General features: G+C 68.9%; 13 protein-coding genes. 3 read left to right on the top strand and 10 right to left on the bottom strand.

Annotated features, from left to right (window positions below):
* Positions 1-94: 94 nt before the first annotated feature.
* The 5 genes from ACFXJL_RS08550 to clpS form a co-directional block, all read right to left on the bottom strand.
* Positions 95-211: a putative leader peptide gene (locus ACFXJL_RS08550; RefSeq protein WP_329019529.1), complete on the bottom strand. Its 117-nt coding sequence runs from the start codon at positions 209-211 to the stop codon at positions 95-97.
* A gap of 134 nt (positions 212-345) precedes the next feature.
* The gene (locus tag ACFXJL_RS08545; protein ID WP_329019532.1) at positions 346-768 is read right to left on the bottom strand and encodes a M67 family metallopeptidase; all 423 of its coding nucleotides are present in this window, start codon (positions 766-768) and stop codon (positions 346-348) included.
* 303 nt (positions 769-1,071) lie between these two features.
* Positions 1,072-2,535: an amino acid permease gene (locus tag ACFXJL_RS08540; RefSeq protein ID WP_358877412.1), complete on the bottom strand. Its 1,464-nt coding sequence runs from the start codon at positions 2,533-2,535 to the stop codon at positions 1,072-1,074.
* A gap of 570 nt (positions 2,536-3,105) precedes the next feature.
* Positions 3,106-3,705 carry a DUF2017 domain-containing protein gene (locus ACFXJL_RS08535; protein WP_358877411.1) on the bottom strand — a complete coding sequence of 200 codons (600 nt, stop codon included), beginning with the start codon at positions 3,703-3,705 and terminating at the stop codon, positions 3,106-3,108.
* The gene (gene clpS / locus ACFXJL_RS08530) at positions 3,705-4,019 is read right to left on the bottom strand and encodes an ATP-dependent Clp protease adapter ClpS (RefSeq protein WP_250922541.1); all 315 of its coding nucleotides are present in this window, start codon (positions 4,017-4,019) and stop codon (positions 3,705-3,707) included. The genes ACFXJL_RS08535 and clpS overlap by 1 nt, the downstream gene beginning before the upstream one ends.
* 240 nt (positions 4,020-4,259) lie before the next feature.
* Between clpS and ACFXJL_RS08525 the strand changes: the two genes are divergently transcribed.
* Complete coding sequence (locus tag ACFXJL_RS08525; protein ID WP_384641775.1) at positions 4,260-5,588, top strand: nicotinate phosphoribosyltransferase; 1,329 nt, start codon at positions 4,260-4,262, stop codon at positions 5,586-5,588.
* A gap of 138 nt (positions 5,589-5,726) precedes the next feature.
* Positions 5,727-6,320 carry an isochorismatase family protein gene (locus ACFXJL_RS08520; RefSeq protein ID WP_358877409.1) on the top strand — a complete coding sequence of 198 codons (594 nt, stop codon included), beginning with the start codon at positions 5,727-5,729 and terminating at the stop codon, positions 6,318-6,320.
* A 70-nt stretch (positions 6,321-6,390) separates the two neighbouring features.
* Here ACFXJL_RS08520 and ACFXJL_RS08515 read toward each other — a convergent pair whose 3' ends face one another.
* Both ACFXJL_RS08515 and ACFXJL_RS08510 read right to left on the bottom strand, forming a co-directional pair.
* Positions 6,391-6,750, bottom strand: coding sequence for a hypothetical protein (locus tag ACFXJL_RS08515; protein WP_329019550.1), 360 nt, complete (start codon positions 6,748-6,750; stop codon positions 6,391-6,393).
* A gap of 124 nt (positions 6,751-6,874) precedes the next feature.
* The gene (locus ACFXJL_RS08510; protein WP_384690477.1) at positions 6,875-9,301 is read right to left on the bottom strand and encodes an immune inhibitor A domain-containing protein; all 2,427 of its coding nucleotides are present in this window, start codon (positions 9,299-9,301) and stop codon (positions 6,875-6,877) included.
* A gap of 406 nt (positions 9,302-9,707) precedes the next feature.
* Here ACFXJL_RS08510 and ACFXJL_RS08505 point away from each other — a divergent pair, with 406 nt between their 5' ends.
* Positions 9,708-10,025, top strand: coding sequence for a hypothetical protein (locus ACFXJL_RS08505; protein WP_358877407.1), 318 nt, complete (start codon positions 9,708-9,710; stop codon positions 10,023-10,025).
* A gap of 50 nt (positions 10,026-10,075) precedes the next feature.
* On the opposite strand, the gene ACFXJL_RS08500 is transcribed toward ACFXJL_RS08505, so the two are convergent.
* The 3 genes from ACFXJL_RS08500 to ACFXJL_RS08490 form a co-directional block, all read right to left on the bottom strand.
* On the bottom strand, positions 10,076-10,873 hold the full coding sequence (locus tag ACFXJL_RS08500) for an RDD family protein (RefSeq protein ID WP_384690474.1): 798 nt from the start codon (positions 10,871-10,873) through the stop codon (positions 10,076-10,078).
* Between the two features lie 84 nt (positions 10,874-10,957).
* On the bottom strand, positions 10,958-12,418 hold the full coding sequence (locus tag ACFXJL_RS08495; RefSeq protein ID WP_384690471.1) for an RDD family protein: 1,461 nt from the start codon (positions 12,416-12,418) through the stop codon (positions 10,958-10,960).
* A gap of 397 nt (positions 12,419-12,815) precedes the next feature.
* Positions 12,816-13,226: an ATP-binding protein gene (locus ACFXJL_RS08490; RefSeq protein WP_384690468.1), complete on the bottom strand. Its 411-nt coding sequence runs from the start codon at positions 13,224-13,226 to the stop codon at positions 12,816-12,818.
* Between the last annotated feature and the right edge of the window lie 97 nt (positions 13,227-13,323).

Here is a 13,323-nt window from a genome sequence, read left to right as displayed (position 1 = left end):
CGGGACGGTGGCTCAGGGCGCGCGTCTGACCCCCGCGCGAGGGGGTGGTGCTCGTACGGTCGCGCTCGGCCTGGCGGTGCGGTTCGGGCCTGGGTCAGGGCGCGGTCCGGGCCGTACACATCGCGCTTGCGAGGCGGCACAGGTCGACGTGCAGCCGCGCCACGAGCAGGACTGTGCTCGGCGTCTTGTCGCTCACGTCATGGGGAACCATGCGGTCATCGTATCGATTCCCGGTCCGGATTCTGGAGTGTGATCTCAGATGATGGATGCATTCTGCTCACAGTGCGGGCATTGCCCGGTGCGGGACAGTGTTTCGGCCCTGTTGCGGGGTGCCGGAGGACCGGCTCAGTAGCTCTCCACGACCTTGATCTCCTCCTCGGTGATCACGCCGTCCACGATGCGGTACGAGCGGAACTGGAAGGGCCCCTCCTCGTCCTTGTCGGCGGTGGAGACCAGCACGTAGTGGGCGCCGGGCTCGTTGGCGTAGGAGACGTCGGTGCGCGAGGGGTACGCCTCGGTCGCGGTGTGCGAGTGGTAGATGATGACCGGCTCTTCGTCGTTGTCGTCCATCTCCCGGTACAGCTTGAGGAGGTCCGCGGAGTCGAACTCGTAGAAGGTGGGCGATCGGGCGGCGTTGAGCATGGGGATGAACCGCTCGGGGCGGCCCTCGCCGACGGGTCCGGCAACGACGCCGCACGCCTCATCGGGGTGATCGGCGCGGGAGTGGGCGACGATCTGGTCGTAGAGGGCCTGGGTGATAGTCAGCATGCCGATCAGGATAAGCAGCCCGTCCCGACCGGCTCGGGGTGGCGGCTCTGGTGGGCCCGTACACGGCCCGGGCACGGACACGGACACGAACACGGCAGAACCGGTCCAGACACGGGCACGCTCCGGCGAACCGGTCGCACGGCCGGCCGGGAGCGATCGTCCGCTCCCGGCCGGTCACTTCCTGTCCAGGCACTTCCTGTCCGGTCAGTTCCCGTCCGGTCAGTTCCCGTCCGGTCGAGCTCCTGGCCAGTCCGCTCATGTCCGGTCAAGCGCTTGATCGTGCGACGGTGCCGTGGAACGCCGTCAGCGTTTGGCGAAGGCGCTGCCCTGCGGATTGCGCTTCTTGAGTGAGCGATAGCTGACGAGCAGTCCGAGCGCCCACAGGGGAGCGCAGTAGAGGGAGATCCGCGCTTCCTCGTCGATGCCCATCATCACGATGACCATGCCGATGAAGGCGAGCGCGAACCAGCTGGTCCAGGGTGCACCGGGGGCCTTGAAGGACGATTGCGGCACTTCGCCGCGGTCGGCCTTGGCCCGGTAGCGGAGCTGGCTGATGAGGATCATGATCCAGGCCCACATGCCGGAGATGGTGGCGAAGGAGACGACCTTGTTGAACGCCTCCCCCGGCCACTGGTAGTTGATCCAGACGCCGATCATCATCAGTCCGGCCGAGAAGGTGGTGCCGATGAGCGGGGTGCCGTTCTTGGTGAGCCGGGTGAAGAGGGCGGGGCCCTGGTTGTTGAGGGCGAGGTCGCGCAGCATCCGGCCGGTGGAGTACATGCCCGAGTTGCAGGACGACAGGGCTGCGGTGAGGACGACGAAGTTCACGATGCCCGCGCCGACGGCGAGGCCCATCTTGTCGAAGGCGGCGACGAAGGGGGAGACACCGGGCTGGAAGTTCGTCCAGGACACCACGGAGAGGATCATGATGAGGGCGCCGATGTAGAAGACGGCGATCCGCCAGGGCACGGTGTTGATGGCCTTGGGCAGGGTCTTCTCGGGGTCCTTGGACTCGCCCGCGGTGACGCCGACCAACTCGACGGCGAGGAAGGCGAACATCACGATCTGAAGGGTCATCAAGGTGCCGCCGATGCCCTTGGGGAAGAATCCGCCGTCGCTCCACAGCAGGGAGACGGACGCGGAGTCACCGGCGTCGGAGAAGCCGAGGGTGAGGATGCCGAGGCAGATGAGGATCATGCCGACGATGGCGGTGACCTTGATCATCGAAAACCAGAACTCCAGCTCACCGAAGAGCTTCACGGAGATCAGATTGGCCCCGTACAGCACGAGGGTGAAGACCAGTGCGGAGATCCACTGGGGCACGTCGAACCAGTAGGTCATGTACTGGGCAGCGGCGGTCACCTCGGTCATGCCGGTGACGACCCAGAACAGCCAGTACGTCCAGCCGGTGGCGAAGCCGGCGAAGGGGCCGATGAACTCGCGGGCGTACTCCGAGAAGGAACCGGCCACGGGGCGGTACATCAGCAGTTCGCCCAGGGCCCGCATGATGAAGAAGATGACCAGGCCCGCGATGGCGTACGCGAGGATGAGGCTGGGGCCGGCCTTGGAGATGGCCTTGCCCGCGCCGAGGAAGAGTCCGGTCCCGATGGCGCCGCCGATGGCGATCATCTGGATCTGTCGGGCCCCGAGTCCGCGGTGGTATCCCTGGTCCGACTCGTCCCGGTGGGGTGTTCCGGTGTCCGGTGGGGTGACGACGGCGTTGGGGCCGCCCGGCCCGTTCTCGTCGCCTACCTGCACTGAAGTCATGTGATTTGCGCCCTTTCTCCATCTGATCCGCCCCGCTGCGGCTGGCGCGCGGGCGCGGATCAGGTCCTGATCCCCCCGGATGTGGATGGAGTGCCACCGGCGGTCGGCCGGCTCAAGCGCCGCAAGGGGCCGTGGGTGGGGTCCCTGGCGGTCGTGAAGATCTATCACGGCCGTTTTGACGATCGTCGACGGCGAGTGTGGGGCACACCACAAGCAGAAGGGGAGAAAGGTCCCTTGGCGCGGCAAACGGGACCGTTCAGGTGACGTGATCGTTATTCGGATTTGAGGGTGCGCTGAGCGTACGGGGGGTGCGCGGGCCGCCGCCTCGGACGGCGGTCCGGCTGTTGCGGAGGCATCGATGACCTCGGGGGCCTCGGGGGCCTTGGGGGCCTTGGGGGCCTTGGGGGCCAACGACGACTCCTGGGACCGAAGGCCCTTGAACGCGGACCGGCCCCGCGCCCCTCCGGTGGGAGGGGCGCGGGGCCGGTCGTGCGTCGATGGGTCTGCCAGGTCGGAGCGGGGCTGCCGGTCCGACCAGGCGTCGGGCATTCAGACGTCAGGCATCAGGCGTCAGGCGTCGGGCATCAGGGTCTCGACGAGCGTCTCCTGAAGCGCGCCGAGCCAGAGGTAGGCCATCACCATCGGCTTGCGCGGATCGTCGTCGGGGAGGTGGTACAGGTCGTCGCTCTCGTCGTCGTCGGAGACATCGAGCCGGGTGCCGATGGTGATGCGCAGGTCATTGAGGGCGCCGAGCCAGTTGAGGCACTCGTCGGCGGTCAGTTTGAGGACCGCCCCGCCTTCGCCGCCGACCGTGAGCCCGTCGAGGGTGCGGACGACGCAGAGGGCGTCGGTGCGCTTGCGGGAGCGCAGGTCGTTCTCGGTGAACCGTCTGAACTCGGCGGAGGCGGCTTGTAGCTCGTCGGTCTGGTCGGTGACGTCGGGGCCGGTGTACGCCTCGGGGAAGAGCCGGGCGAGCGCCGGGTCACTGGGCGGCTCGGACGGTCCGTTGGTGAACAGCGCCGCGAGCGGGTCCTCGCCCTCCACCGGCTCTTCGCCGGGCCCGATCAGCTCCAGGAGCTGTACGGCCAGGGAGCGCAGGATGGAGATCTCGACCTCGTCGAGGGCGACCGCGGCCCCGCCGCCGCCGATGGCTTCGAACTGTCCCGCCATCAGTTGCGGTCCTGGGAGAGGGTCGCCCACAGGCCGTAGCCGTGCATGGCCTGGACGTCGCGCTCCATCTCCTCGCGACTGCCGCTGGAGACCACGGCCCGGCCCTTGTGATGGACGTCGAGCATCAGTTTGCGCGCCTTGTCCTTGGAATAGCCGAAGTATGCCTGGAAGACATAGGTGACATAGCTCATCAGATTGACCGGGTCGTTGTGGACGAGCGTCACCCACGGCACGTCCGGCTCGGGGACAGCGAAAGGCTTCTCCGCGGACTCGGTGCGTTCGATCTCAGTGGGAGCAACACTCACCTGGTCCATGCTGCCACTCACGGGGCCTCGACGCACAAACGGCCCCCGCGTCCCAGCCAGGCTCTCGGCCTCGGAGGCGCCTCCCGGGCCTGAGGGGGACAGGGGGTCACGGCGGGAATCCAGCAGGTCACGGAAGCTGACCGAGGGGCCATCTCGTCAGATTGACGAAATGTGGGGTAGCATCCTGGCCATGGCTGGATCGCCCGGGGTCTTCCGGGCTCCGACGATGACAGAGCGAGGTTGAGTGCCGTGAACACTGCGGACCTGGGGCTCCCGGTGGATGTCCCCTCGACGGCCCTCTTTACCGATCAGTACGAGTACACGATGGTCCAGGCGGCCCTCAAGGCCGGCACCGCCGACCGCCGCTCGGTCTTCGAGGTCTTCACCCGCCGACTGCCCGGCGGGCGGCGCTACGGAGTGGTGGCCGGTACGGGCCGGGTGCTGGACGCCGTGGAGAACTTCCGCTTCGACGCGGGAGTGCTCGGCTTCCTGCGCGAGCAGCGGATCGTCGATGAGCCCACCTTGGAGTGGCTGGCCTCCTACCGCTTCAGCGGCGACATCTGGGGCTATCCCGAGGGCGAGGTGTACTTCCCCGGCTCTCCGCTGATGCGCGTGGAGGGGTCGTTCGCCGAGTGCGTGCTGCTGGAGACCGTGATCCTCTCCATCCTCAACCACGACTCGGCGATCGCCGCAGCCGCCTCACGGATGTCCGCAGCCGCGGGCGGGCGGCGACTGATCGAGATGGGCGCCAGGCGCACCCACGAACTGTCCGCAGTGGCCTCGGCGCGCGCTGCCTACGTCGGGGGCTTCGACTCCACCTCCGACCTCGCGGCGGGCTTCCGTTATGCGATTCCGACCGTCGGGACCAGCGCCCACGCCTTCACCCTGCTCCACGACAGCGAGCGGGACGCCTTCCGGGCCCAGGTCGACTCGCTGGGCCGCGGCACCACCTTGCTGGTCGACACCTACGACGTGGCCGAGGCGGTCCGTACGGCGGTCGAGATCGCCGGACCGGAGCTCGGCGCGGTCCGGATCGACTCCGGTGATCTGCTGCTCGTCGCCCATCGGGTGCGCCAGCAGCTCGACGAGCTCGGGGCGCAGAACACCAAGATCGTGGTCACCTCCGACCTGGACGAGTACGCCATCGCATCGCTGGCAGCCGCACCGGTCGACGCCTACGGCGTCGGTACGCAGCTGGTCACCGGCAGTGGTCATCCGACCTGCTCCATGGTCTACAAGCTGGTCGCCCGCGCCCGGTCCGCCGAGCCGGACGCGCCGCTGGAGCCGGTGGCGAAGAAGTCCCTCGGTGCGAAGTCCTCGATCGGCGGTCGCAAGTGGGCGGCGCGCCGGGTGGACGACGAGGGCGTCGCGGAGGCGGAGGTGGTGGGCCTCGGTCCGGTGCCCGCCGACCTCGTCGAGCGCCAACTGCTCGTCGAGCTGGTCAAGGGCGGCGAGGTCATCGGCCGGGAGCCGCTGGAAGCGGCTCGACAGCGGCACATCACGGCCCGGACCGGGCTGCCGATGTCGGCCATCCAGCTCTCCCGGGGTGAGCCCGTCCTCCCGACGGAGTATGTATGACGTACGTATGAACTGCTTGTCGGTGGGGAGCCTCTTCCCATGCGGCGGACCGGGTGACGGGGCTCGGCTGCGCCGCAGGAACCCCGCCATCACCCGTCCGCCGAGCAGCACGCCCAGCACTCCCTAAGGACAGCCGCCATGCACCGCGCCTTGATCGTCGTCGACGTTCAGAACGACTTCTGCGAAGGCGGCAGCCTCGCGGTGAAGGGAGGTGCCGACGTCGCCGCAGCCATCACCGACCTCATCGGCCAGACCGTGCCCGCGGGCTACCGCCATGTCGTCGCCACCCGGGACCACCACATCGACCCGGGCGACCACTTCTCCGAGACCCCCAACTTCGTGACGAGTTGGCCGCGGCACTGCGTCGCCGGCACCGAGGGCGTCGGCTTCCACCCGAACTTCGCGCCCGCTGTGGCGTCCGGAGCGATCGACGCGGTCTTCGACAAGGGCGCGTACGAGGCGGCCTACAGCGGCTTCGAGGGCGCCGACGAGAACGGCATGACGCTGGCGCAGTGGCTGCGTGACCACGACGTCACCGAGGTGGACGTCGTGGGCATCGCGACCGACCACTGTGTGAAGGCGACCGCGCTGGACGCCGCCCGCGAGGGCTTCACCACCCAGGTGCTGCTGGATCTGACGGCGGCGGTCTCCCCCGCGACGACGGTACAGGCGCTGAAGGACCTGCGCGCCGCCGGAGTCGAGCTGTCGGGCAAGCCGGTGGACGTGGGCTGAGTCCGCCCCGAGCGCACCCGGGGGCCGGGCCCCTCTGCGGGCCCGGCCCCGGGTGCGCCCCAGGCGGCTTCTAGGCCGACGTGGGGGCCGGGACTGCCTCTCCGCCCGGCAACGGCGCCCAGTGGGCCCGCTCCCTCAGGCGGGTGCGTATCGGGTGCCAGAGCTCTGCTCCGCTCCCGGGCTGGGTGCGCCACAGCAGACCGTCCGGGTGGTGCAGCACCGCGGTGATCTCGTCCGGGGTGGGGGGTTCCGCGTTCCCCCGCAGATACACCGCCCGCAGCCCCAGGTTCCGTAGCCGGGTCAGCGCCCGCGCCCGGTTCGGCGCGTGCACCAGGAAGCGGGCCGGGCTCCCGTCGCCCAGCGGACTGGGCAGACTGAGCGCGACGACCACGCTGCCGCTCGGCAGCTTGCTGAAACCTCCGCCTGGCATGGCGAACCACTCCCCCGTGAGATGGCGTGTCAATAACGGTCTGGCACCACGCACCTAAACACGATCGGCCGCCGCCCGCCAGGGGGCAACGGCCGATCATGCTCTGACCTGGACTTATTATCTTCTACTTGGTGGAGGGACCGACCTTCACCGTGATCGTCGAGCCAGTCCGCGACTCCTTGACGATCGAGATCTTGGTGTTGGTGTCAGTTACCTTCACCCCGGCGGTCGGGGTCTCCGGGTACCAGTAGACGCCCTTGCGGTCGTCGAAGACCGGGTTGCCCGCCTTCGCCTTGATCGTCGTCGGGACGTCCGCACGGTGCAGCGTGAGCGCATCGGTACGGAAGGTGCTGAAGGTGGAGTCGAACGCCTGGATGCGGTTGCGCATCAAGGTGCCGTCCGCCCACTTCAGCGGGGTGGCTTTGGCGTCGATCGGCAGCACGCGGCCCGATCCCGGGTGGGCGCTGGTGTTGTTGTCGCGCTGCGAGGTGTCCCACAGCCAGACCAGCAGACCGTTCTGGTACGGGTAGTGCTCGACCCAGGAGTCCTTCGGCGCCTTGAACCCGAAGTTGTACGGGCCGACCTTGAGGGTCTTGTCGTACGAGACGTACTGGCGGTTCTCCGCGAGGTAGTACTGCTCGTACTCCTGGGTGAAGGACTCGCCTATGCGTGAGAAGCCCTTCGCGGTCCAGGCCGCGTCGGTCGTCTCGGCGTTGTCCGTGAACAGCGCGGCGCCGTCCGCCTTGACCGTGATCTCGTCGGCCGCGAAGCCCTTGCCGCCGGCGCCACCGTCCGTCTGGTAGCGGAAGCGGACGTCGACCTTCTTGCCCGCGTAAGCGTCGAGCGGGTAGACGAGCTTCTTGTAAGCGCCCGACACGTCGGTCAGCGCGGGTGCGTTGCTGGCGTCGCGGGTCAGGGGCGCGCCGTCGGCCGTGCCGTCGAGCGCGGTCCAGTTGGCTCCGCCGTCCGTCGACACCTCGGTGTAGAGGTAGTCGTACCCCTTCTCGATCTCCCACCAGCCGGAGAGTTCGAGGGAGGCGCTGGACTTGCCGGTCAGATCGACCTGGCGGGAGAGCGTGTTCTTCAGGTTGTCGCCCTGGTTGCTCCACCACTGGCCGGTGCCCTGGGCGGGCTTGACGATCGTCCGCGTGACGGGCTTCTTCGGCAGTTCGACGATCAGCGCCTGCGGCCGGGTGGTGTTGTAGGCGGCCACGCCGAGGGTGTGCGTCGACTTGGTCGCCGCCTTGCCCTTGGTGTAGTTGAGCCAGCCGAGCTGGAGCTTGTCCCAGGCGGTCATGTCGCCGGGGAGGTCGCCGATGGAGTCCTTGCCGTTGCCGAGCCAGGAGCCGGACGACATCAGGGTCCAGAAGCCGGTCGAGTTCTCGCCGCGGCCCGAGGTGTCGTAGTGGTCGGGCAGACCGAGGTCGTGGCCGTACTCATGGGCGAAGACGCCGAGGCCGCCGTTCTCGGGCTGCATCGTGTAGTCGCCGACCCAGATGCCGGTGTCACCGATCTGGGTGCCGCCGGCCCTGTTGTGGGCCGGTCCGGTCTGCCCGGCGTCGGTGCCGTACGCGTACCAGCGGTGCGCCCACAGGGCGTCCGGGCCCTGGGCGCCGCCGCCCGCGGACTCGTCCTCACCGGCGTGCACGATCTGGAAGTGATCGATGTAGCCGTCGGACTCGTTGAAGTTGCCGTCGCCGTCGAAGTCGTAGCGGTCCCAGAGGTCGTACTGGGCGATGTCGGCCTTGATCTGGGCGTCCGTGCGGCCCTTGGCGCGCTGGTCGGCGACCCAGGCGGTGACTCCGTCGCGGACGGTGTCCCAGACGTTGTCGCAGTTGGAGTCGCCACAGTAGTTGGAGCCGTAGCGGGCCTCGTTGTGCTCGACCTTGACCCAGTCGGAGACCGTGCCGGCGACCGAGTAGCGGCCCGATGAGGTCTTCTCGTAGTAGGTCTTCAGGGACTCCTTGGGCTTGCCGGCGGTGTCCTTGCCGGAGCCGAAGTAGAGGTCCTGGAAGTGCTGACGGTTGTAGTCGGCCTGCCAGGCCGTGGAGTTGTCGACTGCGCGATCGGGCTTGGCGATCGTGTTGTGCAGCGGACCCGGGGTGCCGCCGTACTTCTTGACCGGGGGCTGAGGGCCTCCGGGGCCGTCCGGGTCGTACATCGTGGTGTCGTCGACCTTGTCGCCGAACTCGACCAGGATGGTGAAGATCTTGTCGGTCTTCTCCCGGCCCAGCTCGACGTACTTCTTGTCGTCGAGCTTGACGACCTTGGACGCACCGCGCTGCTGCACGGTCGCGTCCCCGGCTATGACCTGCTCCAGCGCCGCCTGGCGCTCCATCTCCTGTTGCTTGCTGAACGGGCCGTCGAGATCGTGCTCGACATGACCCTTCTGCGGAGCCGGGTCGTGGCGCTCAATGGCTGTCGGCGCCGCCTTGGCGTGGGACCCCTGATCCCCCGCCTGCGCGGTGCTGAACGCCGAGGCCGTTGCGGTGGCCGCGGCAAGCGCAACGAGCACCGCGGACGCTCTGATCGTCCGTCGTCTGGTGGTCACTTGGTGGTGTCCTCCCCTGCGTTCCTTCGCCGCGGACCGATGTGGGGTTGTTGTCCGCGGGAGGCGTCGCGTCACAAGTGACGGCATTCGACCGTAGTGGAGGAAGAAAAGACAGACCTTGACACGGACATTCCAACTGCACTATGCAGAAGCCCAGTTCCGATTTTCGGACAGGACGGCTGCGCAAAACCGGCGCATGGAACAGGCCAAGTCTTGCCCTGTATGAATCCGTGCGCCCCCTATGCACCGACCCCTGACCTGCGCCGGGTCAGGTGACGCTTACCCCAGGTTCCGTCCGGGCATCGAGCACCGTAGAGTCTTCTGTCAGTGCGATTGCGTTGTGTCAGACCCTCGACCGTTTCCCGACCACCATGCCTCCCGGCATAGCCCCAGGACGGATACCGTCATGCCTCGTCCGACTGCCGCACAGCTCGCCTCCGGTTCGGCCACCGTCGTGCTCTGTGCACTGGCCCTGCTGCTGCTCACCGAAGCCACCGGCCTCCTCGCGATCGCGGCCATCGGCCTCGGTTCGATGGTGCTGGGACTGACCGTCGCGGTGGCGGTACCCATCGGCCGGGCAGCACGGGCGGCCAAGGCCGCCGGGACGGCCCGCTCGCTCTCCGCGAGCTACCGCGCCGCAGCCGGCCGCACCACGTCGGCGCCCTCCGCTGACGGTCTGACCACCCGGGTCCGCTCCTCGCGCGAGCACTCGCTGCGCCGCTGACGCGCCCGACCCATCGCCGTGGCCGCGGCCTTGAGCGCCCCGGACCGGGCTCACCCCGCGGTCACCGGGGGCACCGCGACCACCACCGTCTTGCCGGCCTTGTCGTGCAGCCCCTGTTTGTAGGGCTTGTCGGCGAGGATCGTGGCGATGATGACGATCCACCAGACGCAGAAGCAACACACCAGCGCCGGCACCCAGAGCACCGCGGCCCGAAGCAGCGAGGAGCGGGTGTCCGGGGTGCTGCCGTCGTTCAGCATCGCCACCCGGATCTTCAACAGCCGCTTGCCGATGGTCTGGCCGGACTTCTTCACCATCCAGGTGTCGTAGCCGACATAGGCGATGAGGGAGATCGCGGACCAGATCCACTGCCGACCGGTGTTCACGTCGTTGGCGATGTCGTCCCAACCGTCACCGCTGTCACCGTTCACGTTCCAGCCGCCGAAGATCAGCGACAGCAGGAACAGCGGAATGAAGATGATCAGGGCATCGATGATCCGGGCACTGAACCGCTTGCCGAACTCGGCGAGCGGCGGCATTCCGGCGAGCGGATCGGGTCCGCCGCCATAGGGCCCGCCGTAGGCGTTGGGGTCGTACGGGGGCGGGGTCCCGCCCCCGCCGCCGTAGGGGCCGCCGCCCTGACCCGGGCCCTGTCCGCCGTAGGGGGAACCCTGGCCGGCACCCCCCTGCCCGCCGTACGGAGAACCCCCGGGTGGAGGCGGGGGCGGCGGAGGCGGAGGCGGCTGATCACCACTGCCCGCGCCGTCCTGCGGAGGCTGCTGCGGCTTCTTCAGGAAGGGATCGTCGTCGGGGCTTCCCGGGCCGGGGGGCGGAGGCTGATCGTTACTCATGAGGGCAGTGCATCGTGCCCCGGAGAAGTCCGCAAAAGCTGACACGCCGTTCGGGGGACCCGTTGCTGATGACGGGTCAGCCGGTCAGGCCCGGGTGACGAAGGTGTGCGCCGCCTTGTCGTGCCAGCACTGCCGCCACGGACGGTCGAACAGGCACCACAGCACATTGAGCAAGCCGATGGCGAGCAGCCCGAGTCCGCTGTAGAGGAGCCAGCGGCGCAGGGCGCCGCCGAAGGTCGGCGGGCCGTGAGACTCGATGTCGACCACGGCCAGCCCACAGACCTTCTTGCCGAGCGTGCGACCCCACTTGGCCGTGGGAACGGCCTCGTAGACCACGCCCAGCAGGAGGAGCGCGCCGAGCACGATGGCCAGATGCACCCCTGTGGTGCCGTCCAGCAGCCAGACGGTGACGGTCTGCCCGGACTGCTTCGCCGCCTCGATCTTGTCGTCGATGTGGGCGAGAGCCTGGGTGCCCACCGGTACGGCGACCGCGCCGACGAGGGCTCCGAGCACCACGGTGTCGATCAGCCGGGCGATCAGTCGCTTGCCGAGCGGAGCGGGCCGGGCGGCGGCGTGTGCTTGGGCGGCCTGGAGGAAGGGGTCGTCGACCGGGGGCTTCCACGGGACGACCGGAGGGTCACCGACGGTGCTGCCCTGGGCGAGTTGGTGGACCTGCTGCGGCCAGGAGGCGGAACCGCCACCGGCCCCGGACGCGACTGTCGTCTGCTGTGGGAAGTCGGAGCCTCGCGACTGGGCGGGTGGGTTCATCGAGCGGGAGGTCAGGGGCTGCTCGGCCTGCGGCGCCGACTGCTGGGCACTCGTGGGTGCCGTCTGTCGGCCCTGCGGCACCTGCTGCCCGGGTCGTCCTTGGGAGTGCGGGGGCTGCTGACCCTGGGGTGAGGGGGAAGCCTGTCGGCCCGGACTTGCGTCGGCCTTCTTCTGGGCGACCCGGGCGCGCAGCGCGCGGATGGCCATGGTGCTCTCGGCGGAGGGCTGGGGCTCCGGGCCCTCGGTGTTCCTGCGCTGCCTGACTGGCAGACCCGTGGCCGGTGCAGCATCCGGAGCCGGACTACTGGATCGCACCCCGGGCAGGGCGCCACCGGAGGGATCACCCTGGGCGGGATCGGCGGCCGGGGACTGGTCCTGGGCGGGCGGGCGCTGGCCCTGCTCACCGCCCCACGAGACCAGGTTGTCGCGTTCGCCGCCGAATCCGGTCTGCCGGGAGGTGTCGGCCTGCCAGACGCTCGCGGGTTCCTGGCGCACGGGCTCGGCGGGCGGGTCCTCGTCGAGGAAGACCGGACCGGTCTCCTCCACGCGGGTCTCGGGGGAAGGTGCGTGGCGTTGCTGCGGCGGAACCGCTGCGGTACCGGACCCGCCCTGCCCCGGCCCTGCGGGCATCGCCTCGCCGTCCTTGGGCGCGGGCCGACTCGTACCGGGCACCCAGGCGGCGCCGTTCCAGTACCGGACGTAGCCGGGAATGGAGGGGTCCGGGTAGAAGCCCTGCGCCGGGCTGCCGTCACCTGGAGGAGTAGCCAATGCCCCCAACTCCGTTCGTTCACTGCCTCTGTGGGCCGCCCGCGATGCCGGACACGTGCACGGGCCGTGCGACCTACGACACCCGGCATGGGAGCGGATGCTCCCGGCTGTCCTCCGGCTGTCCAAGGAGGACAGTAACGAAGAACGAGAGGCACTGAAGAAGGAGACCGCGAGATTGGGCGCGTTCGAGGGACGGAGTACGGCGGTTTGGAGGCACGGGCGAAAGTCCTGGGCTCCGGCCGTGGCCGTGTCGCCGGCGCGCCCGGCAGTCGCAGGCCGTCGACGGCGGCGGGGGAGAGCACGGAGGCAGGAGGTCCGGTCGGGTCGAGCCGGATCGCTTCGCACGTAGTCCGCCCCGGCCTCGGGGTTGACGGCCGGGAGCGGGACGGGACTTCGAAGATCCGACCTAGCTCGGTCTGGGGAGGGTCAGTTCGGCCCAGACGGCCTTGCCCGGGCCATGGCGAGGGGTGACACCCCAGGCGTCGGACAGTTCTTCGACCAGCGGCAGTCCGCGTCCACCGGTGGAGTCGAGGCCGGTGGGTACGACCCGGGGCAGGAGGTGGGAGGCGTCGTGCACCTCGATCCGCACACCGCGCCACAGCGGCGCGTACCGGGTCTCGATCTCCCGTCCGGGCACCTTGGCGTGCCGTACGGCGTTGGTGAACAGTTCGGACAGCACGATCAACGCGGACGCCTCCATGGGGGCCAGGCCCCAGCCGTCGAGAGCCTTGCGCAGTTCGGCACGGGCCAGCCCCACGCTCCGAGGGCTCTGCGGCCACCGGTACACCACGGGCCCGTTGCTGCACGATTGCGTCATCGAACCGCACCCGTCGTTCGCGGTGGAGTTAAATTCCCTTCTCTCAATGGTTCGAAAAAACGAGCGAAAACATCTGCCATATCGGCACCTCTTCAGC

Origin of the sequence: Streptomyces sp. NPDC059256 (genome assembly GCF_042753785.1) — a bacterium.
Lineage (GTDB): Bacteria > Actinomycetota > Actinomycetes > Streptomycetales > Streptomycetaceae > Streptomyces.
This window is presented reverse-complemented; position numbering and strand designations above follow the sequence as displayed.